This is a genomic window from Methylomonas rosea (genome assembly GCF_024505055.1).
In the GTDB taxonomy this organism is placed as follows: domain Bacteria; phylum Pseudomonadota; class Gammaproteobacteria; order Methylococcales; family Methylomonadaceae; genus Methylomonas; species Methylomonas rosea.
In genome coordinates this window covers 114,550-138,478 of sequence record NZ_JANIBL010000002.1, presented here as the reverse complement: position 1 = coordinate 138,478, position 23,929 = coordinate 114,550, and the positions used below count along the sequence as shown (strand labels likewise).

The window sequence follows — 23,929 nt, the reverse complement described above, 5'->3', positions numbered from 1 at the left end:
GAATTTAGGATTAACTTATTTTACGCGGTTTGCCATAACCCAACATGCCAATCAAACCACTCAAAAACAGCCAAGTTGCAGCAGGCAAAGGAACTGCCGAGGTTGTATAGGATATTGTGGCCTGGACAAAAGGATTGCCACCCTGAATAGCGTTCAAATCAAATGTCACATCGGGGGATAAGGCCAGCGTGATAATAATTTTATGGTCCTGCGTCCAACTAAATAACTCATCGCCGGGCAACAGGAAACTTTCCGACCACTCAACCAAATCTGGATTAGTAACAGTACTGTTAGCATTAGTGGCTCCGACATCCTGATCGAAATAATTTCCGTCCTCGATTTTCACCGAAATAACTTCGGGAGGCTGACTGTTGATAGTGTAGTCCCCGCGCGCATGGATCAAGAATGTACCGTCGATCAAATCAGCCAAGGGGGCATCGTTTATAGTGAAAGTAAAAGTCTGTCCGCTTTCGGTTTGCTGGAACTCAGTCGAGGTAAAACTTACCAGCCCAGCGCTAGCTTCTAAGCTTGCAGTAGAAAGAAACAACGCAACTAAGGATTTAACTAGTTGATTACGCATCGGGATTCCCTTAAAAATGAGTACTGGCACAAATTTTACGTCATGTCGCCTTGCAAAGCCACCTGTACTTAAGGGCTGAAACTCAATAAATCCAATTCGATTCTACCCATGCCACAGCCTTTTGCCGGTTTCGAAAAACCAAACCACTGCGGTTTTTGTCCACATCCAGGTTTTACCTGGATTCCAGCCAGATTAGCTGGCGGCGGATTGCTAAAAAAGTATGCTCAAACCGGTCATTTCGGGTATCCTTTTTAAGCTAATCCAACGTTTTCCAAGGTTCCGTAATGACCAACAATACCGATATTGCCGCCAAACACGATATTGATCCTGCTGAAACCCTAGAATGGATGGAGGCACTGCAAGCGGTGATAGAAAAAGAAGGCGGCGAACGCGCCAGCTTTTTGATTGAAACCCTGCTCAGTACCGCCAGACAAGCCGGCATGGACATTCCGTTCTCGGCCAACACGCCTTACATCAACACCATCCCGATAGACCGACAACCCAAATTCCCCGGCAATACAGACATCGAGCGCACCATCCGCTCATATGTGCGCTGGAATGCGATGATGATGGTGTTACGCGCCAACAAATACACCAATGTCGGCGGCCATATCGCCAGTTTCGCCTCCGCCGTTACCTTATACGACGTTGGACAAAATCATTTTTGGAACGCACCTTCGGACAAACACGGCGGCGACCTGATTTTCTCGCAAGGCCATTCCGCCCCCGGTACGTATGCTCACGCCTTCTTGCTAGGCCGTTTGAGCGAAGAGCAAATGGACAGTTTTAGACAGGAAGTCGGCGGCAACGGCTTGTCTTCATATCCGCACCCTTGGTTGATGCCGGACTTCTGGCAATTCCCCACCGTATCGATGGGTCTTGGCCCGATCATGGCGATTTACCAAGCCCGCTTCATGCGCTATATGCAAAATCGCGGCTTTGCCAACACCGATGGCCGCAAAGTCTGGGCCTTCTTGGGCGACGGCGAAACCGATGAGCCGGAAACCCTTGGCGCGATCGGCATGGCCGGTCGGGAAAAACTGGACAACCTGATTTTCGTCGTGAACTGCAATCTGCAACGTCTGGACGGCCCGGTGCGCGGCAACGGCAAAATCATTCAGGAACTGGAAGGCAACTTCCGCGGCGCCAATTGGAACGTGATCAAAGTGATTTGGGGCCGTCGTTGGGATGCCATTTTGTCCCGAGACAAAGACGGCCTGATCGTCAAGCGCATGATGGAATGCGTCGACGGTGATTATCAAACCTTCAAATCCAAAGACGGCGCTTACGTCCGCGAAAAATTCTTTAACACCCCGGAATTGCAGGAGTTGGTAAAGGATTACACCGACCGTGACATCTGGGAATTGAATCGCGGCGGCCACGACCCTATTAAAGTCTTTGCGGCCTTCAACTCCGCTGTTAACCACACAGGTCAACCCACCGTCGTTCTCGCTAAAACCATCAAAGGCTATGGCATGGGCGACTCCGGACAGGCACAAAACACCAGCCATCAGCAGAAGAAGATGAGCATGGAGTCGATCAAATATATCCGCGACCGTTATCAATTGCCGGTTAGCGACGAAGAGTTGATCAATCTACCATACCTGCGTTTCGCGGAGGACTCCGCCGAACTGACTTACCTCCGCCAGCGCCGCGTCGATCTCGGCGGTTTCCTGCCGGCTCGCCGCGCCAAATCTTACCCTCTGGAAATCCCCGCTTTATCGGCGTTCAAAGCCCTATTGGACGGCACCGGCGAAGGGCACGAAATTTCCACCACGATGGCCTTTGTGCGCATACTGAATATACTGGTCAAGGACAAGCAAATCGGCAAACGCGTCGTGCCTATCGTACCCGACGAATCGCGCACCTTTGGTATGGAAGGCATGTTCCGTCAGCTGGGTATTTGGTCGCAAGTTGGTCAGCTCTACACGCCGCAAGACGCTGAGCAATTGATGTTTTATAAGGAAGACAAGCACGGCCAAGTGTTGCAGGAAGGTATCAACGAAGCAGGCGGTCTGTGCGACTGGATCGCGGCAGGTACGGCCTATTCGACGCACGGCGTACCGATGATTCCATTCTTTATCTATTACTCGATGTTCGGTTTCCAACGGGTGGGCGACTTGATCTGGGCTGCGGCCGATCAGCGTACGCGCGGCTTCCTGTTAGGCGGTACCGCCGGTAGAACTACTTTGAACGGCGAAGGTTTGCAGCACGAAGACGGTCACAGCCACTTGATGTCCGCCACCGTACCCAACTGCTATTCCTACGACCCCACCTTTGCTTGCGAATTGGCGGTGATTATTCAAGATGGCTTACGCCGCATGTATGTCGAGCAGGAAGACATCTTTTACTACATCACCTTGATGAACGAAAATTACGACCAGCCGGCCATGCCGGAAGGTGCGGAAACCGACATCCTGAAAGGCATGTATTTGTTCAAGAAAGGCCCGAACAGCAAAAAACCGCGCGTGCAATTACTGGGGTCCGGCACCATTTTTATCGAAGTGATCGAAGCCGCCAAATTGCTGCACGACGACTGGGGTGTGGACGCCGATATTTGGAGTTGCCCCAGCTTTACCGAGCTGGCTCGCGACGGCCAAACCTGCGAACGATGGAACCGCTTACACCCTACCGAAAAGCAGCGCACCACACATATCGCGCATTGCCTGGATAACAGCAAAGGACCGATTATTGCGGCTACCGACTACATGCGTGCGTTTGCCGAACAAATCCGCCCTTGGGTAAAAGCGTCTTACACGGTGCTGGGGACTGATGGATTTGGCCGCTCCGACACTCGCGCCAAGCTGCGGAGTTTCTTCGAAGTGGACAGATACCACGTCACCATCGCCGCATTGCATAGTCTGGCGCAAGCCGGCGAGTTCGATGCCGCCAAGGTCGAAGTGGCAATCGCCAAATACAACATCAACCCTGACGCAACCGCTCCTTGGTTGATTTAACGGAAAGCGACATATGAGTTCTGTAATTGAAATAAAGGTCCCCGACGTCGGTAACGTCCCTGAAATCGACATCGTCGAAGTACTGATCAAACCCGGCGATGTGGTCGCGGTGGAGCAAACCCTGGCGGTGATGGAAACCGACAAAGCGACGATGGATTTACCGTCCAGCGCAGCCGGCACCATTAAAACCGTGCATATCAAACCGGGCGATAAAGTCTCCGAGGGCACGCTGATCGCTACCCTTGAAGCCGGTGAGGCGGTCGCCGCGGCTCCAGCCGAACCGGTGGCGGCGCCTGCCCCCGTTACAGCAGCCCCAATCCCAGTGGAGGAAGCTCCCAAAGCAGAACCGGCCAAACCTGCCGCAGCACCTGCTGCGCCAGTCGTAACGAGCAACGAAGGTTTTAAAGCGCACGCCACACCCAGTGTCAGACTCTTTGCCCGCGAATTGGGTGTGGATCTGAGCAAGATCCAAACCGGCAGTGGTCGCAAGGGCCGTATCCTGCAAGACGATGTAAAAAACTTCGTCAAGCAAGTCATGGCTTCCGGCGGTTCGAGCAGCGGCGGTGCGGGCATACCGTCAATTCCAGCGGTCGATTTCACCCAATTTGGCGAAATCGAAGAAAAACCGCTCAGCAAGATCAAGCGTCTGACCGGCCAAAACCTGACTCGTGTATGGCTAAACCTGCCTCTTGTCACTTATCACGACGAAGTCGCCATCGATGCGATGGAAGAGTTCCGTAAGTCGGTAAACGCCGGCTTGGCAAAGGATGCTGTTAAAGTCACCGGTCTGATCTTCATCATGAAGGCGCTGGTGGCGGCTATGCAAAAATACCCCTCCTTCAACAGCTCTCTGTCTCCAGACGGCGAAAAACTGATCTTCAAACATTACTTCCATATCGGCATTGCCGTTGATACACCTAACGGCTTGGTCGTGCCGGTGATTCGTGATGTCGATAAAAAAGGTATTTTCCAATTGTCCAATGAGCTGGCAGAGAAAAGCGAATTGGCCAGGACCGGCAAATTGAAACCGGCAGATATGCAAGGTGGCTGTATGACCATCTCCAGCTTAGGCGGCATCGGCGGAACCGCATTCACGCCTATCGTCAACGCTCCTGAAGTAGCGATCTTGGGCGTAACCCGCTCCAAGATGCAACCAGTTTGGAACGGTTCTAGTTTCGAACCGAAATTGATGTTGCCGCTGGATATTACATACGACCATCGCGTCATAGACGGTGCCGAAGGTGCACGTTTTATGGAAGCGTTGAAATCTTATTTAGGCGATATTCGCCTGCTGTTATTGTAGGAGTAGGGATATGAGCGATTCTGTCACGCATGCTGAAGTACTGGTACTTGGCGGCGGCCCAGGTGGTTACACGGCCGCGTTTCGTGCCGCAGATTTGGGCAAGCAAGTAGTATTGGTCGAACGCTACCCGGTGTTGGGCGGGGTTTGTTTAAATGTCGGCTGTATCCCGTCCAAAGCTTTGCTGCACACCGCGCAAGTGATTCATGAAGCGGAAGCCATGGCCGAACACGGCGTCAGTTTCGGCAAGCCGAACATCGATCTGGACCAGATCCGCTCCTGGAAACAAAGCGTCAGCCAAAGCCTGAATCAAGGCCTGGGCAAATTGGCTAAGCAACGCAAAGTAACAGTAGTCAATGGCGTGGGTAAATTTGCCACCGCCAACAGCTTGATCGTTACCGGCGAATCCGGCGTACAAACCATCACTTTCGACAACGCCATCATTGCTGCCGGCTCGCAACCAACCAAAATCCCCAGCTTTCCGCATGACGATCCGCGGGTTTGGGATTCCACCGATGCGCTGGAGTTGAAATCGATACCGGAAAAGTTATTGATTGTCGGTGGCGGTATTATCGGTTTGGAAATGGCAACCGTTTACCATGCGCTGGGGTCAAAAATCAGCGTCGTGGAATTGATGGATCAGATTATCCCAGGTTGCGACAAAGATTTGGTTACACCGCTGCAACGCAAGATCAAAAAGCAGTATGAAAATTTGTGGCTGCAAACCAGTGTCAAGGCGATGGAAGCTACCGATGCCGGTATCAAAGTCGCTATGGAAGGCAAGGGCGCACCGGAATCCGAAGTGTTCGACGCGGTGTTGGTTGCTGTGGGCCGCCGTCCCAACGGCAAATTGATCGACGCCGACAAAGCAGGTGTCAATGTTGACGAGCGCGGCTTTATTCCTGTGGACAAACAAGGCCGCACCAACGTCAGCAATATTTTCGCAATTGGTGATATCGTCGGCAACCCGATGCTCGCTCACAAAGCCACGCACGAAGGTAAAATTGCCGCTGAAGTAATTGCCGGCCATAAAGCTGGTTTCGATGCATTGACCATCCCATCGGTGGCCTACACCGATCCGGAAGTCGCCTGGATGGGCTTGACCGAAACTCAGGCGCAGCAACAAGGCGTCGAGTTCGACAAAGCTGTGTTCCCATGGGCTGCTAGCGGCAGATCATTGGCACTGGGCCGCAGCGAAGGTATAACCAAAATCCTCACCGATAAAACCACGGGCCGCATTTTAGGTGCCGGCTTTACCGGACCAGGCGCCGGCGAGTTAGTCGCAGAAGCAGTGCTGGCATTGGAAATGGGTGCTGACGCTACGGACATCAGCCTGAGCATTCACCCACACCCCACTTTATCGGAAACCTTTGCGTTTGCAGCGGAAATGATAGAGGGGACGATTACTGACCTGTATGTGAAGAAATAGTCGTTATTTTGCGAAGCGCAACATTCGTGAGTGGGTTAAAAGTCGTCGTGCGAATTTTTTTCGGTGAAAACGCCGACATCATATAGAAGGAACAGCGAGTGGAAAAATTTGTCTTTGGGGCCGGCGAGGATGACAGAAAAAGATTGCTGAATTTCGTTGATACTCTGCAGCAGTTTTTAGAGAAGGTAATAGATAACGGCGAATATTTTCAGCCGAAATTTCGCGATGATTATAAAAAAGCCTGGATGGAACTGAACCCGAACTTTTCGGCGTTAAAAGACGCTTTACAGCGTGCCGAAACCCACACTTTGTTGGCGCAAGGCTTATTGGGAACCCAGCTCAATCTAAAACTTGCCGTTGTGAACCATTTTTTAGGCGAATTTTTGCTGTACGGGATAGAAATTATCGGCGGTCACAAGCTGCTTGAAAAACTTTTACGCGTTGTCAGCAAATTACTGGCTAACATGGCAACCGCAGTCAGCACCGGCTTAGCAATTCAAAGTTTCATCGATTTTCTTGTATCGATGATCAAGGACGACAGCTAATGCCAACCGCTAGCTCTTCTCGCTTAGGCACTTCCTAAGCTAGAACCCGGAACGACTAAAACGCTGTTCAAGCAGCCTTCTTAACTTCTACTCCTCTAGCCAACAAACCGTCTCTACCTTTTTCCGCCAAAGCCAGTATTTGATAAGTCAGATCTTCGGTGATATTCAGTTGTTTTAAAGAGTCGGCCAAATGCTCCATAACTATGTCGTAATGGAAGTCGTCAGGACCGAGCTTGATCAAAAAACAGTGAGCCGGGGTTAGCAGAGTGATGTTTCTTATATCTTGCCCACCCACGATATCCAGCAGGAACGCAAAATCATTACCGGTAACCAAACTTGGTTTGGCGTTGGTTCGGGCAAAGGCAGTCGTAAAATACCCATCCAATGCGTCTAATACTTTCTCATCGGCGCTATTGAAAGTATTGAAGTAAGCTTTCAAAAAGGCTTTTAGGGCATCGGCCTGTTCAGCAGCCGGGCGGGTGAAAAAGAAGCGGTTAATCCGATAGTCGTCCAGCATTTTTGCATAAAACACATCGACTATTTTACCGATCAGGACGTGGTCGCTGAGAGTGGCGCGCAAGGCTTGGATCTGAGGTGCTACAGTTGCATTCATAACTTTTCTCCAGAAGATAGTTTTTAATATACATCCGAAGCTTTCCAGTTACAGCCTTTTTGTCAATATTTTGGCCGCATTAAAGCTATACAAAACCTATGCACATAACTGCAAATACTATCCATCGGACCACGCGCCTAAAGCCCACCCGCCAAGCCAACTCGACACTATTTCTTAGGCACGTAGCCTTCCGGCAACTCAAAACCACCGGCAAATAAAAATTTCTCGCGTTCCGCTTCCAATATCTTTTTGGCGGCCGGGTCGAAACTGGACAGCCGTTGCTCGTTAATTATCATGGTTTGCATCGCTAACCAGTCCTTCCAGGCCTGTTTCGATACATGATCGAAAATGCGCTGGCCGTTGACACCGGGAAACGGCGGCGAATCAAGACCTTCAGCCTCAACGCCCAGTTTTACGCATTTAATCATTCTCGTCATTTTGATCCTCTGTGAAATATTGTTGCAGCAGACGCTTGACCGGCGCCGGCAGACCTAAAGTAGTAATCTCGACGGTTTTATACCAAACCGCCCGCCCGCCTTCCATCACATTGTTTATGGGGTTTTCCAATTTTGCCAGCAACGGGATGTAATCCAGATGATAATGCGAAAAACTGTGGCGCTGACCAGGCAAAGTTTGCGAGGCATGGATTCGGTAATGGCGTTGTAGACACCAGTCTTGCAAAGCCTGCGGATCCGCAAATTCCGGCACGCTCCATAGCCCGCCCCAAATACCGGTCTGCGGCCGCCTTTCCAGCAATATCCGGTTTTCCTTGTCCAGTAACAGCAGAAAATGCAATTGTTTGACCGGTAAATCCTTGCGGGGCTTGGATCCAGGCAATTGTTTTACCAAGCCCTGTTGCCTAGCCTGACAGCCCTCGGCGACCGGGCAGATGTCGCATAGCGGCTTACTACGGGTGCAGAGCGTGGCCCCCAAGTCCATCATCGCTTGGGTATAATCTCCGGCTCTTTGCGTTGGCGTATAACGCTGGCTAATTTGCCAAAGCTGTACGGCGACATTACTGTCGCCAGGCCAGCCATGCACGGCGTGAAACCGTGCCAGCACACGTTTGACGTTGCCGTCCAGGATAGGCTGACTTTGTCCGCAGGCGATGCTGAGTATCGCTCCCGCAGTGGAGCGGCCGATACCGGGCAAGGCACTGAGTTCTGCCACGGTTTGCGGAAATACGCCGGCATTGTCCGCAACGATTTGCGCGGTTTTGTGCAAGTTTCTGGCCCGCGCATAATAGCCAAGCCCGGACCAGTGTTGCAGTACTTCGTCCAGTTCCGCGCTTGCCAGGCTTTGCACCGTCGGAAATCTGGCGACGAAGCGATTGAAATAACCAATCACGCTGACTACTTGCGTTTGCTGCAACATAATCTCCGAAACCCAAACTCGATAAGGATTGATGTCCAGTTGCCATGGCAAATCCTTACGGCCATGCCTATCAAACCAGATAAAGAGTTTTTGTTGGAATTGTTCGGGGGACATATCGCTTGGGAGAAGGGAAAATCAATTAGGCATCGTCACTGAATAGTACCGCAAAGGATTTAGATAAGGTAAAAAACCGTTTTTCGACTGTCGCGCCGAACCGGAAATAGCAAGAAAGTGTTTGAACATTGCTTCAGGTTGCTTACCAATAAATCAATGTGCCGCATCAATAAGCTTGGCCGGCAATTTTAAAAGGCTATTTTGTCTGCGCGGGTTATCCGCTTTTTGTGTGATATTCTCTACTTATGTAATCACGCCCAGCTCAATGAGCCACTAATTGATTCAAGTTCAGTCCCCCGTAAACAGGAGTTGAAACGCTTATGTTTTCTTTGATTTCCTCATCTAGCAACGCATGGCAGCGGGCCGCTCAGTTGCTCATTACCATTGCCAGCATCCTGATAATAGGCAAACTAATTACGCTAGTACCGGTAATGACGGAATTGGAAGTGGCAGGGGTATTTAAGGCTGCGGCCGTGGTCTGGTTTCTCGCCAGGCTGGCGGCGTTAATCTTATTTTATTTTTTTGCCAGCTACGTCATAGAGGCCATTCCCAACAGCGGCGGTGCGTTGTCGTTTGCCAAAGGTATAGGGGAGCCGTTAACCGCTCTGTTGATTGTGATTACAGTGCAGGCATTGTTTTGGGAATTATTGGCGCCGTTCGTCGATAGCTTGGGTAGAACGATTTACCATAGTAGCGCGATCATCTTGATCGTAAGCGTCAGTATTTGGTTTGTGGTCAGGGCATATCGCCATGCTACTTACTTGGTCGATACCTTTGCCAAACTGGCTGAAATGTTATCGGGGTTTCTCCCCGAGCAAAAACTGGCCTGTCAGCAGTGTGGCGCGGAAATTAGCGCGAATACTCATTTTTGTAATGCATGCGGACATAAGACCCAATCATCCAATACTTGTCCCGCATGCGGCACGGCTGTTTCGGTTGATCAACAATATTGCCAGAATTGCGGATCGACGCTTGGCAAGACGGCAGTCTCGGGCAGTTGAGGAATAGATAGACTTACAGCTGCAATCGCGACGCCCATTCGATAGCTTAGAATCCGGCGTTGAATTAATCGGCTCCAAGCCGCAGGGGTCAGCAAAATTGCCGGCCACCTGTTCCAACGCCTTGTTTACCTAAGCCAGAGGCAATAGCCTTATCGACCAGCCTGCACTAACGGCAAGACTTATACCAAATTACTAGCTGCCAGCTTTTTGCGTTTACTGAAGTCACTCGGAAAGGCGTTTAGCTACTCGTTGATAAGCTTCCTTCAACTCCTCTCCAACAATTTTGGCCTTGGCGATATACTCTTCGGAAGTCTCTATCGATTCGTCGGCAATTTCAGCGGCTTTATTTTTTATCTGCAACCACTGTTTTTCCGCTTCTGCAAATTCATCCTTGGCATCCATTGAGGCCAGATGCAACTTTAGTTGCAGTTCCTCGCGAACCGAATCCAGATTGACGAGCAAACTTTCAAATTCGTTTTTTAACGACATGACTCACCTCTTTGCTTGATTGAAATTTGTAATGGCTCTTGGACCATTGCGGACAATTAAAGTTTAGTCTGCTAAATGCTTTGGTAGAAGCTTTTAAAAGCTGTCCAGTGTATTGGAATGAAACGGGGAGAACGCAAGTGGAAACCGCGATTGATTTCCACTCTATCTAACAAAAAAGCCGTAGGTGCCCACTGGCAACTACGGCTTAATCTTTAAACGATGGTTACTTCTTCGGCTTGCGGGCCTTTAGGGCCGCGGCCCAATTTAAACTGTACATGCTGACCTTCGTCCAGCGTTCTATAGCTGTTGTTTGGGTTCAGAATGTTTTTGAAATGTACGAAAACGTCAGGGCCTTGTTTTTGTTCGATAAAGCCGAAGCCTTTGTCAGAGTTAAACCATTTCACGACGCCAGTTGTCATTGTAGACATAATAAGTCCTATTAAAAATTTAGATAAAGCCTTAGCTAAAGTAAGGCGGGTAACGCTGGTAAATGTGGAAATTACTTAATGAAAAACAAGGACGAAGGACTACTGAAGAGACATCGAGCTGGTAAACAAAGGGTAAATCGTATTTTCTAGCTGGATTGCATTCTAGGCTGATTCGACTGATTGTCAATTTAAATCGTAAAATCTACTATTTAGCACTTCCGAGTGTATCTTCGCTATTCGGCAATTTGCAGGATTGACCATGCTCAGCACGCCCCCTGACTACCAATGAATGCTTCATTGAAACGATTCATCAGGCCGCGGTATTTGTTTGACTTAGGCGCGGCGATTTTGTTTTTCGGGGCGCTAACGCAGCAAACTGAATTACGGCAAACCGCGACTGCTGCTGTTAGAGAGCTAGCGGCACAAGGCTATCGGATACCCAGCGAGGATGATCCGGTGCGGGTGTTTCCCGCATTGACTAGCGGGACGTTTAGTGGTGCTCATGCCGGCGGCTGGCGGCCGGGCAGTATTTATCTGCGGCAACAACCCCAAGGTGGGCTGAGCGAAGCGGTATATTTGCGTCACGAGCTGTTCCACGAAGCCAGTCATCGCAGCTGCGGCGGCCGTTTACCGGCTTGGGTTGAAGAAGCTGGAGCAATGTATTTTAGCGGCGAATTGGCGGGTCTAGCACCTGGAGACAGGCCCAGCCCGCTTGACCTGCAACGCATCAAAAACAGGGTTAGGCAAGATGCCGAATTAGATGGCAATGACCGGGCGTTATTAGCACGATTGGTGGTTAATGCCGGCTGGCCCAGCAAGCCGTGTGCCGTATCGGCAAAATTAAATGAAATGCTCGGTATGGCGTTCGACGGTGCCGGAGATAGCTCCTATCTGTTGATGAGCCTACTGTCCGGGCGGATATTGGCCAGCGGCGGGGATCAATCCAGTCGTTTACCTCCTGGGTCGTTGTTGAAAATTCCGTATGCTGCGACATTGACACAAGCAGATCCGGATTTGCTGGGGGCAGAGCTGGCGGCGAGCGATACCGAAAAACTATTGCAACGTCGCGAGCAATTTCAAGTCGAGCGCTATCGCCTGTTATTGTCGCCGATTAAAGAGCAAAAACTTCCAGCTAAAGCTACGCCATCGGACCCGCAAACCTGGCGCTCTTATCTGGGCGAACGCAACGCCGACGGCGATTTTGCGTTACAGGCCAATTTACCCGAATTGGCACTGGCGATGCGGGCAGCCTTGCTATCCAAACCCGATTATTTTCGCGGCCTGAGTCAAAACGGCATCCTGCCCAGCTCCACCTTGGCAGGGCAAAGCGAGCCAGATAAAAAATTGTTGCGTCAACTTCAAGTTCTAGCCAAAACAGGCACAGTTTCGACTGTTGACGGCCGCCCCTTGGCTGGTCATTTACTGCTGGCTTGGCCGGCTGCGCATCCGGTATTTCTGGCGATATTTCGGCAACGCGGCGTCAGTGGCGCAGCAATATTAAGCAAAGCTGCAATCTTGCTAAGAACTTGGCAACACGACTATCCAAGCCGTTTTGCGGCGGTTAGCGTGAGCTTGTTAACCTCTACCAACCTTGGCAGCTGGAATGCGGAAGCGGACTGTCCGCTAGTGGCGGACCAATACCGGCGCTTTACTGTTTGCGGACAATTTAGAATCGTCTCGACCGCACGCGCTAGCCGATCAGAGCGGATTGTGAAAGGCGTTCTGCGACAAACAGACAAACATGGGCCAACGGTGCTGGAAACCGATGTCGGTAGCTATGTCGATGGCGTGTTGGCTGCCGAAGCACAAAATTTGGTGGGCAGTGCCCGCGAAGCGATGCGGGCAGTGATCGCCTGGAACGGCAGTCACGGTAGCCACAGGCATAATGAATCAAGCTCGCTTTGCGATACCACGCATTGCATGGTTTATCTCGGCGAGTTGCCTGAGGACAAACCACGTCGTAGCAGCCATACCGATATGGCGTTAATGCAGCTTTTAGACAAGCTGGCAGCCGAATCCGGATTGAATTGGTTGCCGTTTGCCAATGGCGGCGATCAGCACTGGCAACGGCAGCTCTCAAGCGAGGCGTTACGCCGGGTGTTTGCGGAAAATCAAATTTTGGACATTCGTCGCGAACGGCGCAAGGACGGCGAGTTGTTTATCAGATTATTTTATCCGGCCAGCGAAGAGCTGCTCAGTTGCGAAATTTTTCGTAACACGCTGAAGCTGCCTTCTTGTCCTGATTCAATAACAGCTGCCAATGGTCAGACCTGGCAATTTGTAGGCATAGGCGCTGGACACGGCCTGGGCTTGTCCATCGGCAGGGCTCAGGCTTTGGCGGAAGGTGGTCGTAACGCAGAACAGATTTTGCGAGATGCTTACGGACAGAGCCGTTAGGTCAGGCGGTTGAGCCAGACCTAACGTTTTGTTTCGCCTGTCTCGATCAAGTGATAACGTCAGGCTCGGTTCTGCCGGTACGCTTTTTGACTTCGCACAACTGCTCGGCAATTTCTATCAATTCCGCAAGCGCAATCTGTGCATCCTGATCGTGCTTGCTGACGTCACGTTCGTAGCGCTCTAAATAAATACGCAAAGTCGCGCCGACCGTGCCGGTGCCGGACAGCCGGAACACAATACGCGAGCCATTCACAAAACCGATGCGGATGCCTTGGTTGCTGCTGACACTGCCGTCGACCGGATCGGTATAACTGAACTCGTCGGCAAATTTGACTTCGTAATCGCCCCAGCTTTTACCGGGCAGGCTACTTAACTGGCTACGCAAATGCTCGACAATGCCGTTGGCAATCTCGGAATCGACCGCTTCGTAATCGTGACGGCAGTAAATGTCGCGGCCATATTTTTGCCAATGCTCATGAACAATGTCTTCCACCGATTCACGTTTGCGCGCGATTAAATTCAACCAGAACAACACTGCCCATAAGCCGTCTTTCTCGCGAACATGATTGGAACCGGAACCGAAGCTTTCCTCGCCACAAATAGTGATTTTATCGGCATCCAACAAGTTACCGAAGAATTTCCAGCCGGTCGGGGTTTCGTAGCAAGGCAGGCTTAGTTTGTCGGCAACGCGGTCAACCGCCTGACTGGTCGGCATCGAGCGGGCCACGCCGCTAATGCCTTTGGCGTAAGCCGGAATTAGTTTGGCGTTGGCCGCCATAATCGCCAAGCTGTCGCTGGGCGTAACGAATATGTTCGAGCCCATCACCATGTTGCGGTCGCCATCTCCGTCCGAGGCCGCACCGAAAGTGGGTGCGTCAGCGCCGAACATGATTTCACAGAGTTCGTGGGCGTGGGCCATATTCGGATCGGGATGGCCGCCACCGAAGTCTTCCAGCGGTACGGCGTTAAATACCGAGCCAGGTGCCGCGCCTAGCGTATCTTCCAGAATATGCTTGGCATACGGGCCGGTGATAGCGTGCATCGCATCGAAGCGTAAGGTGATAAAGCCGTTATGAATGCTTTGTTTGAGCAGATCGAAATCAAATATCTTGGCCATTAATTCAGCATAATCGGCTACCGAATCGATAATCCTAATTTTCACGCCGCCTTTCTCGACTTCGCCGATAACGTCTAAATCTATGTCGCCGAAACGGGCTTTTTTGTAGCCGGTGATGGTTTTGGTATTCTCGTACAGCTTGTCGGTGAACTTTTCCGGAGCCGGGCCGCCGTTGCTGACGTTGTATTTAATCCCGAAATCTTCGTCCGGACCGCCGGGATTGTGACTAGCTGATAGAACAATACCTCCGAACGCATTGTATTTCCTGATAATATTCGATGCAGCAGGAGTAGACAACAAGCCGCCTTGGCCTATAATGAGCTCACCGAAACCGTTGGCTGCCGCCATTTTAATGATGATCTGGATGGCTTTACGGTTAAAGTAGCGGCCATCGCCGCCAATCACCAAGGTTTTGCCCTGAAAATCCTCCAGGCTGTCGAAGATGGATTGGACGAAATTCTCCAGATATTTGGGTTGTTGGAAGACTTTGACTTTTTTGCGTAAACCCGATGTGCCGGGTTTTTGATCATCGTAGGGAGTCGTTTTGGTGATTGTTGTTGTCATATGCTACCCTTTGTAATACCTCGTTTCGAAAGGGTTAAATTACACCAAAACTTTGATTATTTACAGATTGCCATGATAAAGAAAAAATTATTAGGTGTTTTGATTGTGATGGGCTGTACCGTATCGGCACGTAGTTTCGCCGGCGAGGATGTTTGGTTGCTGGTCGATACGCAGACGCAAAGCATGGAAGTCAGGAAAGGTGACAAGACAGTTGCTGTGCTGGAAAATATCGCCATCGGCCGTAACGGCGCGGGCGAAAAGAATCATCGCGGCGATGACATTACGCCGCTCGGTAACTATCGGATCGGCTGGATCAACGAAAGAAGCGCCTTCCGTAAGTTCTTTGGTTTGACCTATCCAAATGTAGACAATGCCGATAATGCCTTAAAAAAAGGCAAAATCGATCTCGACACTTACGAAGCTATTGCCAGAGCGCATTCTGCCGGACAAATTCCGCCGCAAAATACCGATCTCGGTGGGCAAATCGGTATTCATGGCTTGGGCAGCGGTAGTCTGTCCATCCACAGATCCATGAATTGGACACACGGATGTATCGCGTTGACTAACGATCAAATCGATCAGTTAAGTCAATGGGTAGAAAAAGGGACACTCGTAACCGTGAAATAATGTTGGTATAATCCAAAAAAATGTTGGACAATTACCACCGTTTTTCATTTATTATTTTTTGAAACCACAATCAAGGGGAAAACCATGATGAGAGCTATTAAATTATCAGCAGTTGTTGCAATTGCAGCTTTGGCAACCGGTTGCGCAAGCACTTCAGACCTGGAAGCTTTGGACGCAAGAGTAGGCACTTTGGAAGGCAAAGTTTCTACTGCATCTGCTGACGCTGCTTCTGCAAAAGCTGCTGCTGCTGAAGCTGCTGCTAAAGCCGCTGCTGCTGAAGCTGCTGCTAACCGTGCTGCCCAATATGCTCAAGATACAAACAGCAAATTGGACCGTATGTTCAAAAAATCACAACACAAATAAGCCTTATTGCTGTTGTTGATTTTAAAAAGCCCGTGAGCCGCAAGGCCACGGGCTTTTTTAATGTCTTCAGCGCGGTGCGACCTGAGTTTGTACAACAGGTGGCGTTTGCGCAGGACGTTCGTAAATCGCGACAGGGATACCTGTTGCTTTTTCGACCGCATTCTTCAACACCGAGCCTTTGATGACCGGCATTTGTCCGCCGTTAGCCTGCTCTATCAGATTTAACGCCGTGTGCAGTCTTTGCTCATAGGTTGCCGGCGTCTCTTCCAACTCCGGATACACTTCCATGTACAAGGTGTCGTGATACCAGCCGACTTTGATCGATTGATTGACAATATTGACCTGAGTGCCAACTTTTACCATTGGAAAAAATTGCTCTATATCGGCAGGATACATCCGCATGCAACCATGACTAACCCGCATACCGATGCCGTTAACAACGTTGGTACTATGAATCAGATAACCGGGTATCCCCAATCTAAACGCAAATAGACCTAACGGGTTATTCGGACCGGGCGGATAATAGGGATCCAACACATCGCCGTCGGCCAAATGTTCGGCAATAATAGATGGCGGAGGCGTCCACGACGGATTCTCGGTTTTTCCGGCAATGCGCGTTTTGCCCAGCGGGGTTTTCCAGTTATCTTCCCTGCCTATACCAATCGCATAGGTTTCGATTCTGCGCGGATCCGCATAATAGTAAATCCGCATTTCCGGCAGATTGACCACTATGCCTTCCCGAGGCGCATTCGGCAGCAAAAAGCTGCTGGGTATGCGCACCTGAGTACCAGCTTTTGGCAGCCAGCGGTCCACATAGGGATTGGCCAAAACGATTTGATCCTGACCGAGCCGGAAATTGACCGCAATATCAATCAGCGTATCTTCCTCTTTGGCCGCGACATATTTCACCTCGTGCGGCGGGTTGCCAATCAAGCTGTCGCCCGGCCTGTCCGGCGGCGCCAAAGTCAAGGCCGATGCCGCTGTGCTGGCGCTCAGCAATAGACTGGTTAACAATCGGGTTTTCATTAGGCATTACCTTCAGCAGTAAATAATTCAAGCAGACGCGGCAAAAACAGAGCAAGTTCCGCAGTCATAATGGAAAAATCGGCATCGAACTGTTCGACTTCGTCGAATGCTTCGATATCGGCCGCTTGCTCCTGAATAAGATCAAGAAACTTTAGCCGTTTGACCGCCAAGTTCTCGTCCAACACAAACGAAATACGTTCGGCCCAACTCATCGCCAGCTTAATCACTTGTTTGCCACTATCCAGATGATTCTTGATTTCCGGCAAGGCCAAGTCGTGGCGTTTGCAACGAATAATCGAGCCCTCTTCTTCCGGCGAACGCAGCTCGCATTCGTCTTCGATCAAAATATCTTTCGGCGAGGTGTTGTCGATCAGCCATTGCGTCATCACACTAGCCGGCTTCGCGGTGGCGGTGAGCGGCACTATCGGCAGAGAACCCAGGCACTTGCGCAACTGGCTGAGCATGTCTTCGGCTTTTTTAGCCGATGCCGCATCAACGACGAGCCAGCCGCCCTGACTGTCTATATATGCATAGGTTTTGCGGGAAAACGAAAACGCCCGCGGCAATAGCTCAAAGATCAACTCATCCTTGATCCGACTGCGCTCCTTCGCAGGCAATTTGCGAGCCTCCCTCTCTTCGATTTCGTTGATTCGCTCTTGCAGCATCTCGTTGATTACCGATGCCGGCACGACTTTTTCTTCCTTTTTGCCGCATAACATCAAAAAACCATTATTGGCATGCACCAGCGCGTCAGAGGCTCTGCCAAGCGGCGCAGTCCAACCGAAACTGAACTCGTCGTGACTGCCGCAGGAACGGAACGGCTGTTGTTGCAGCTTTTGCTCCAGGGCAGCGGCATCCAAGGTAAACGGCTCGGTGAAACGGTAGACGGCAAGATTTTTAAACCACATGAAATAACTCTTTTTTAAAAACCGGCCATTATCGCAAATTTGCGCAGACCATATAAGCTGGCCCGCTTAAAGCCTAGCCAAAAAATACAGTTTGACAGCAAATTTGTCTGACATGTAACCGAGTTATACACATTAAGCTGTTTACAGCAAGACCATAAAAACGCTTGACAAAATAACTTGTTGAAATACAACGAATCATTTATAACACATTGATTATTATGCACTAATACTATTGAGTTAATGTTATACAATTTGACCGCAACCCAGGGCTGCCGGGGAATAGCAAAGGCTTTCGACAATTAACACACAGAGTTATCCACAGCTTCTGTGAATAACTGAATTTACCCTGTCGCAATAATCGCTTAGCGATAAATCTCGAGAAATAACTTTTAATTTGTCACAGCAAGCAATGTCTTATTGTATGGCAAGGTTTGTTAGAATGCCGCATGGCAAAGTCCCCAGCGACTTCCCTTACTCACAACAAAGCGGTCACATCATGCTGTCAACCTGGGAAAACCTGATACTCGGCGCCCTGGCGCTGCTGCTTTTGTTCTGGATGCAGCCCGGCATCAAAGCCGCACTGGCGCGCAGCAAACAAACACCGTCCGACTGGCCCAGCGTCATCGTGCCGTTATTGATGGTGGTGATGTTCGTGCTTTTCTTAATAGCAATGGTTTGACATGAACGACGAAGAATACCAAGAAGAATACGAAGAAGAAGATTATTACGACGAACCCGAGTATGAGGACGACGGCGAGAGCGAGGACGAGGAAGCCGATCATTACGCGGTACGCCCCAACAAGACCCGCATCAAAAAAGAAATAGCCGAAGTTTTTGCGATGGCTGAGGAAATTTGCGCGCTGTCCCCTGCGCATATCGCCGAATTCGAATTGCCCGAGAGCATAGAACAAGCCATGCGCGATGCCGGCAAGATGGGGCATAACTCCGCCAGAAAGCGCTTGTTGAAATACATCACTGCACAACTCAGAAAGCTGGATACCGCCGCGATTCATGAAAAATTGGCGCGGATGAAAAATCGCAGCGCCCATGCGGTCAGAGAACATCATCAGGCCGAGCGCTGGCGCGACCTGCTGCTGGCGGCCAATGGCAATCAGCAATTGACCCTGTTTATCGAAGAATTTCCTGCCGCAGACAGTCAGCACCTACGTCAGTTGCAGCGCAACGCGCAGAAAGAGGCCAAGGAAGCCAAACCGCCGAAGTCAGCGCGCTTGTTATACAAGTATCTGAAAGAACTGATTGCCGATGCATCCGGCCTACCGCCCGTTGACGAGGACACGCAGGACAATGAGGACGCAGAGGATTAACTTACCAGCAACACGAGATCAATTCCCCAAAGCCCGCATCTGGCCCAGTATCCAGCTTTGGCGTTTATGTAAATAAGCGCTGGGCTGATCGGCTTTTAGCAAAATCGGATTTGGCAACGTAGCGGCCAACAGCGCCGCCTGACCGGCAGATAGTTGCTGGGCGGAAATGCCGAAATAACGGCGACTGGCCGCTTCTATGCCAAATAGATGATCGCCGAATTCGGCAATATTCAAATACATTTCCAGAATCCGCTGCTTATCCCAAACAGCCTCTATTAACAACGTAAACCAAATCTCCAAGGCCTTGCGGCCGAAGTTTTTGGCTGGGCTCAAAAACAAATTCTTCGCCACTTGCTGACTAATCGTGCTGGCCCCGCGCAGTTTTCCGCCGCGCAAATATTGATTAAAAGCTTTGGCGATGGCGTCGACATCGAAGCCGTTATGCTGATAAAACAATTGATCTTCGGATGCGATCACCGCGGCAAAGGCGTGCGGCGAAATGTGCCGGCGACTGACCCAGCGTTGATCAATACCTTTATAGTGTCGGCCTTCGGCCAGATCGTCGACATGCTGATGCAGCATGAATGCCGATGTCGGCGCGGGCAGGTACCGCAATACGCCTACGAGCACCAGCGAACTGAGCACAAAAAACAGCAACGCATAAACCAGTCCACGCTTGCAACGTTGCAGCAAAGAAAGAGCCGTTTTGGGTTGGCGCCAGAATTGGCGATAGCGGGCCGGATGGCGGAAATGCTTCACGGGCGATTCGAGCGTTGTGACTGGGACCTTTATTATCCACGATTGAACGCGGAATTGATCAACTGCGGTTTTTGTGGGAAATGCCGTAAAGCGAATCCTTAACTGCGGCAAATAACATAGAAATTGATATGGCAGCCATCAATCTTATCAAAAACCCCTTGCCCTATAAGACCTAAAGAATTTGGCATGGATATTGTTATATAAAGACCGGTGTCAGGGATGTTTAAGTTCTCTCCCCCGTGAACATGGAAAACAAGACGCCAGGGATACCTGGATAAAAGCGCGGAAAAACGCTTTTATCCGGGCAGGGACGATTCAAACCCTTCCAATTAGACAGCCAGTTTCCTGCCGGTCGCGCAGAAACCACTTGGTTATCTCTTAACCACAACCCCTTCACTGGCACGATTCGTATTTTGATCGCCCGTAAACTTTGAAAAGTTGAAGTTGTGGGGTTCCGCAAAGTCGCGGTTACCCATGTACACTGCTGTACCGACCTTTGGCAGCAACGAAGCACGCGTGAAATGCCAAACCGGGCCGAATAGCCCAACCCGGTTCAACTGTTGAACTTAATACTCTATTTTGATAGCTCCCATAAATGTCCGAGGCGCGCCGTAATAGGTAGGCCCATAGCTGTAAATCGACGCGGTATAGGTTTTGTCGAGCAGGTTGTCTATATTCAGCTGCGCTGTAATTTTTGACTTACCAATCTGCCAAGCTTGGCTTGCCATCAAATTGAATATCGCATAACCAGGCGCCTGCGCGGTTTCGTAGTACCCAATTTCCCGTTGACTAAGCGCTTGCATGCCTGCGCCCAGCTTTAAACCTTTCAAATCGCCGTCCTGCAATTGGTAGGTCGTCCATAAACTGCCATTGTGCTTTGGTGCGTTGTTCAAGCGCTTACCGACCACCGTGGGATCGGTTTCATCGACAATGCTTTTCGCGAACGGCATGTAGGAATAAGCGCCGATAACATTCCAGCCGGGCAGAATTTCGCCACTCACATCAAACTCAATGCCTCGGGATTCGGCTTCGCCCTGGGCGCGGGAAAATGCCAACCAAGTAGCGATGGGCGAATTGCGTTTGGTAAGATCGTAGTAAGCCAAGGTAGCGCTCAATCGACCGTCAAACAACTCGGTTTTTGCGCCCACCTCCCATTGATCGGCGGTTTGCGCAGGTAATGGTTTACCATCGGCACCAAAGTAATTCGGAGCGCCGAAATTTTCGGTATAGCTTCCGTACAAAGAGAACTCCGGTATCGGCTGCCATACCACGCCACCACGTGGAGAAACTCGCTCGGAATGGGTATCCGGACTTGGACCGGTGCCAAATTCGCCGGTGCTGCTGGATGTCATGTCGGCATTATCGTAGCGTAAGCCGGCCAACACATGAAAATGCAAGGGCAATTCGATTTGATCTTGGGCGTATAGGCCAAACCATGGAATGGTGGAATTTGAATAAGTCACATCAGTTGGCAAGACCGTAGGCGCTAACAACGCATGACTAGGATGGTAAATATTGGTGACATCATAAAGCGCGGTGTTAAAGCCGAATCCCGCCATGGAAGCCCGGTAGTCGGTACGATAATAGTCGCCGCCCAGCAATAGCGTATGTTTCAAAAATGCCGTGTCGAACTTGCCCGTCAGCTCTAGGGCGTTGAAGAAATTGTGCTGATAATCGTTGCCGTCGGTGTTTTGCGCAAAAAATGCCCGATTAACATCGCCTGTCGCCAGATCCACACTCGATCCGCTATTCGCCGACATCGTCAAATTATGATTGCTGAAATTAAAGCGATGGTGCAATTTCCAGTTATCGTTAAATTCATGCTCGGTGTTGAAAGACAGCATGATGTATTCGTCTTCCTGGTAATTCCAAGGATCGCCAAGATTCAAACCTCTTGAAATGGGAGCAGGCCTACTGCCCATCACCGGCACGGTGCCGCGCCCCATTTCTTTAATATCGCTATATTCCAGCTTGAAAGTCGATACCGTTCTATCGCTAATGTTCCAGCGCAAAGTCGGCGCAACCATCAGCCGCTCGTTACCACCGAACTCTTGAAAACTATGGTTACTTTGATAGCCCAAATTGAATCGGTAAGCCAAATCCTTGTTTTCGGTTAAAGGCCCGGTCGCATCGACGCTGGTGCGATATAAATCAAATGAGCCGAACTGTTGACGCAGGCTGTAATACGGTGCATCCAAAGGCTGCTTGGTAACGAAATTAACCAAACCTCCCGGTTGGGTGCGGCCGTAAAGAATCGAGCCCGGCCCCTTTAGAACTTCCACCCGTTCGACGTTTTCCAAATCTTCGGTGTGAGCCCATTGGCTTTGATTCAAAAAACCATCGCGGTATGTGTTGTAGTTGCCAAAGCCACGAATAAAAAAATGACCGCTGCCACCCAAACCACTGGTAACACCACTCACGTTTCTTAGCGCCTGATCGATGGTTATTGCTTGCTGATCTTTTAACACCGCCTGCGGCACACTCTTGACCGACATCGGGGTTTGCATGATCGACGTATCGGTTCTAGTGGCTGTCGTGGCATTACTGCGCTTGTAATCAGTACTAAAGGGATCCTCGCCTTCAAAATAGGAAGCCGCCCTGCCAACCACATTCACAGCCGGCAGGGCCGTAGGATCCTGCTTGTAATTCAAAGCCGGTCTTTCGATCAAAATATTGCCGTTTTCAGCGACGCGGTAACTCAAACCGCTGTCTCCCAGCAGACGTTGCAACGCGGCTTCCGGGGTGTAATTGCCGCTGAGGCCCTTGCTTTGCAAGCCCTCCGTAATTGCCGTGTCGTAGACCAGTTGCAAGCCGCCGGATTCCGCCAAGCGATTTAGCGCGGTAGATAATGAGCCTGCGGGGATACTGAAAGCCCGACTGGCGCTATCTGCAACCGCAGCGCCGGACACCGCCAACACAGCCCCTAAAACCAGTGCCGAAGCCTGTCCAAACAGCTCGCCGCTAAGTGTTATTTTCAACGTCATGAATTTCCCTCGATGTTGTTAAATTGTGACTATCGTTGTTTTGACGCGCGACAGACATAAAACAGGAGGTGAGAGGTGAAAATTCTTTCAGACCATTAAGATGCGCCCACCAGGAGACGTAAGGGCGCACGAGCGAAAACCAGGCCCGGCACGGTATTTTCGGCTATTCAAAGCATCCAGCTGACGCAACTTGCAAAATGAGCACGACAACCATGCAGATAATAAATAGGTGATATGCCACAGCAAATACGGCATATCGCCTGGCTTATTACCCGTAAGCTTTACCGCCAAACTCGGCGAAGACCAAACCAATCGGTACCAAAGCCGCCGATACCCTGGCTCTTACCCACTTGCGGCATTTACGATTGTTGTTTGGCATAAATCTGGCTTGGCATTTTGATTGAAAAATCACCACATCGGGCAAATCCCACAACATGAACTTGGACATAAGCGCGCTTTATCGCCTGCACTGCAAGGAGCTGTTGCATCACCTGCTGCGCATAGTCAAATGCCAGGAAACTTCTGAAGATCTGGTGCAAGAAAGTTATCTGATCTTGGCCCGCACCGCCAATGCCACGGCAATCGAAAACCCGCGCAGCTTTTTATATCGCACCGCTAGTAATTTGGCTCTTGATCATCTGCGCCACAATAAAATCGTCGAACGCCATCAGGAAGCCGCTCTGCTCGTGGAGGAACTGCAACAGTCCGGCGCGGAAAGCGAAATTGCCAGCCAGCAATGCCGGACATTGTTGTACCAAGCCATCGCCGAACTGCCGCCGCGTTGCCGGGATGCGTTTATCCTGCATAAAATTCGCGGCCTAAGTTACCGGGAAGTGGCGGGCGTGCTGGATATTTCCGAAAGTGCGGTGGAAAAACACATTGTCAAAGGCTTGGTGCATTGTCGAAAGCAGCGGGCGCAACTGGCAATCGCGTTTCTGCCAACCCCGAACCACCGGCAAACGGACTACTACAGAGCAGCCAGCTAAAGGCTGACAAGCCTTACGCCGGGCGCGTTTACAAATCAGGTCC

At 50.5% G+C, this 23,929-nt stretch carries 23 protein-coding genes; 11 read left to right on the top strand and 12 right to left on the bottom strand.

Annotated elements, in window-relative coordinates:
- Nucleotides 1–10: 10 nt before the first annotated feature.
- Complete coding sequence (locus NP589_RS01330) at nt 11–580, bottom strand: VPLPA-CTERM sorting domain-containing protein (protein WP_256605325.1); 570 nt, start codon at nt 578–580, stop codon at nt 11–13.
- 284 nt (nt 581–864) lie between these two features.
- On the opposite strand from NP589_RS01330, the gene aceE reads away from it, so the two are divergent.
- The 4 genes from aceE to NP589_RS01310 all read left to right on the top strand — a co-directional run bounded on the left by aceE (nt 865) and on the right by NP589_RS01310 (nt 6,811).
- Entirely contained in the window at nt 865–3,537 is a 2,673-nt protein-coding gene (aceE, locus tag NP589_RS01325; RefSeq protein WP_256605324.1) for a pyruvate dehydrogenase (acetyl-transferring), homodimeric type, read from the top strand.
- Nucleotides 3,538–3,550: 13 nt separating this feature from the next.
- On the top strand, nt 3,551–4,840 hold the full coding sequence (locus NP589_RS01320; protein WP_256605323.1) for a 2-oxo acid dehydrogenase subunit E2: 1,290 nt from the start codon (nt 3,551–3,553) through the stop codon (nt 4,838–4,840).
- Between the two features lie 10 nt (nt 4,841–4,850).
- Nucleotides 4,851–6,266 (top strand): dihydrolipoyl dehydrogenase, encoded by a 1,416-nt coding sequence (lpdA, locus tag NP589_RS01315; RefSeq protein ID WP_256605322.1) that lies wholly within the window; start codon nt 4,851–4,853, stop codon nt 6,264–6,266.
- Between the two features lie 98 nt (nt 6,267–6,364).
- Nucleotides 6,365–6,811: a hypothetical protein gene (locus tag NP589_RS01310; RefSeq protein ID WP_256605321.1), complete on the top strand. Its 447-nt coding sequence runs from the start codon at nt 6,365–6,367 to the stop codon at nt 6,809–6,811.
- Nucleotides 6,812–6,878: 67 nt separating this feature from the next.
- Here the strand turns inward: NP589_RS01310 and NP589_RS01305 are convergent, their stop codons facing one another.
- The 3 genes from NP589_RS01305 to mutY all read right to left on the bottom strand — a co-directional run bounded on the left by NP589_RS01305 (nt 6,879) and on the right by mutY (nt 8,912).
- A complete protein-coding gene (locus NP589_RS01305) occupies nt 6,879–7,424 on the bottom strand; it encodes a globin family protein (RefSeq protein WP_256605320.1) in 546 nt (181 codons plus the stop codon).
- Between the two features lie 167 nt (nt 7,425–7,591).
- A complete protein-coding gene (locus tag NP589_RS01300) occupies nt 7,592–7,861 on the bottom strand; it encodes an oxidative damage protection protein (protein WP_256605319.1) in 270 nt (89 codons plus the stop codon).
- Nucleotides 7,845–8,912 carry an A/G-specific adenine glycosylase gene (gene mutY, locus NP589_RS01295; RefSeq protein ID WP_256605318.1) on the bottom strand — a complete coding sequence of 356 codons (1,068 nt, stop codon included), beginning with the start codon at nt 8,910–8,912 and terminating at the stop codon, nt 7,845–7,847. The genes NP589_RS01300 and mutY overlap by 17 nt, the downstream gene beginning before the upstream one ends.
- 320 nt (nt 8,913–9,232) lie before the next feature.
- Here mutY and NP589_RS01290 point away from each other — a divergent pair, with 320 nt between their 5' ends.
- A complete protein-coding gene (locus NP589_RS01290) occupies nt 9,233–9,913 on the top strand; it encodes a zinc ribbon domain-containing protein (RefSeq protein WP_256605317.1) in 681 nt (226 codons plus the stop codon).
- Between the two features lie 222 nt (nt 9,914–10,135).
- Here NP589_RS01290 and NP589_RS01285 read toward each other — a convergent pair whose 3' ends face one another.
- Together NP589_RS01285 and NP589_RS01280 are read right to left on the bottom strand one after the other, a co-directional pair.
- Complete coding sequence (locus NP589_RS01285) at nt 10,136–10,402, bottom strand: hypothetical protein (RefSeq protein ID WP_256605316.1); 267 nt, start codon at nt 10,400–10,402, stop codon at nt 10,136–10,138.
- Nucleotides 10,403–10,614: 212 nt separating this feature from the next.
- Nucleotides 10,615–10,821 carry a cold-shock protein gene (locus NP589_RS01280; RefSeq protein ID WP_020484269.1) on the bottom strand — a complete coding sequence of 69 codons (207 nt, stop codon included), beginning with the start codon at nt 10,819–10,821 and terminating at the stop codon, nt 10,615–10,617.
- Nucleotides 10,822–11,127: 306 nt separating this feature from the next.
- Here NP589_RS01280 and NP589_RS01275 point away from each other — a divergent pair, with 306 nt between their 5' ends.
- On the top strand, nt 11,128–13,227 hold the full coding sequence (locus NP589_RS01275; RefSeq protein WP_256605315.1) for a hypothetical protein: 2,100 nt from the start codon (nt 11,128–11,130) through the stop codon (nt 13,225–13,227).
- A gap of 46 nt (nt 13,228–13,273) precedes the next feature.
- Here NP589_RS01275 and NP589_RS01270 read toward each other — a convergent pair whose 3' ends face one another.
- Entirely contained in the window at nt 13,274–14,908 is a 1,635-nt protein-coding gene (locus tag NP589_RS01270) for an alpha-D-glucose phosphate-specific phosphoglucomutase (protein WP_256605314.1), read from the bottom strand.
- A 72-nt stretch (nt 14,909–14,980) separates the two neighbouring features.
- On the opposite strand from NP589_RS01270, the gene NP589_RS01265 reads away from it, so the two are divergent.
- Nucleotides 14,981–15,535: a L,D-transpeptidase family protein gene (locus NP589_RS01265; RefSeq protein WP_026147104.1), complete on the top strand. Its 555-nt coding sequence runs from the start codon at nt 14,981–14,983 to the stop codon at nt 15,533–15,535.
- A gap of 84 nt (nt 15,536–15,619) precedes the next feature.
- Nucleotides 15,620–15,898 carry an Lpp/OprI family alanine-zipper lipoprotein gene (locus tag NP589_RS01260; RefSeq protein ID WP_064009194.1) on the top strand — a complete coding sequence of 93 codons (279 nt, stop codon included), beginning with the start codon at nt 15,620–15,622 and terminating at the stop codon, nt 15,896–15,898.
- A 66-nt stretch (nt 15,899–15,964) separates the two neighbouring features.
- Here NP589_RS01260 and NP589_RS01255 read toward each other — a convergent pair whose 3' ends face one another.
- Together NP589_RS01255 and rdgC are read right to left on the bottom strand one after the other, a co-directional pair.
- Nucleotides 15,965–16,924: a L,D-transpeptidase family protein gene (locus NP589_RS01255; protein WP_256605313.1), complete on the bottom strand. Its 960-nt coding sequence runs from the start codon at nt 16,922–16,924 to the stop codon at nt 15,965–15,967.
- Complete coding sequence (rdgC, locus tag NP589_RS01250) at nt 16,924–17,832, bottom strand: recombination-associated protein RdgC (protein ID WP_256605312.1); 909 nt, start codon at nt 17,830–17,832, stop codon at nt 16,924–16,926. Before rdgC ends, NP589_RS01255 begins: the two co-directional genes overlap by 1 nt.
- Nucleotides 17,833–18,253: 421 nt before the next feature.
- On the opposite strand from rdgC, the gene NP589_RS01245 reads away from it, so the two are divergent.
- Nucleotides 18,254–18,511, top strand: a complete 258-nt coding sequence (locus tag NP589_RS01245) for a hypothetical protein (RefSeq protein ID WP_256605311.1) — start codon at nt 18,254–18,256, stop codon at nt 18,509–18,511.
- 1 nt (nt 18,512) lies between these two features.
- Nucleotides 18,513–19,157: a ribosome biogenesis factor YjgA gene (gene yjgA, locus NP589_RS01240; RefSeq protein ID WP_256605310.1), complete on the top strand. Its 645-nt coding sequence runs from the start codon at nt 18,513–18,515 to the stop codon at nt 19,155–19,157.
- Nucleotides 19,158–19,175: 18 nt separating this feature from the next.
- On the opposite strand, the gene mtgA is transcribed toward yjgA, so the two are convergent.
- From mtgA to NP589_RS01225, 3 genes are all read right to left on the bottom strand, one after another.
- Nucleotides 19,176–19,916, bottom strand: coding sequence for a monofunctional biosynthetic peptidoglycan transglycosylase (gene mtgA / locus NP589_RS01235; RefSeq protein WP_256605309.1), 741 nt, complete (start codon nt 19,914–19,916; stop codon nt 19,176–19,178).
- A gap of 566 nt (nt 19,917–20,482) precedes the next feature.
- A complete protein-coding gene (locus NP589_RS01230) occupies nt 20,483–22,900 on the bottom strand; it encodes a TonB-dependent siderophore receptor (RefSeq protein ID WP_256605308.1) in 2,418 nt (805 codons plus the stop codon).
- 268 nt (nt 22,901–23,168) lie between these two features.
- The gene (locus NP589_RS01225; protein ID WP_256605307.1) at nt 23,169–23,348 is read right to left on the bottom strand and encodes a hypothetical protein; all 180 of its coding nucleotides are present in this window, start codon (nt 23,346–23,348) and stop codon (nt 23,169–23,171) included.
- Here NP589_RS01225 and NP589_RS01220 point away from each other — a divergent pair.
- Nucleotides 23,335–23,886, top strand: coding sequence for an RNA polymerase sigma factor (locus tag NP589_RS01220; RefSeq protein WP_256605306.1), 552 nt, complete (start codon nt 23,335–23,337; stop codon nt 23,884–23,886). The two genes, NP589_RS01225 and NP589_RS01220, sit on opposite strands and share 14 nt — an antisense overlap.
- Nucleotides 23,887–23,929: the final 43 nt, after the last annotated feature.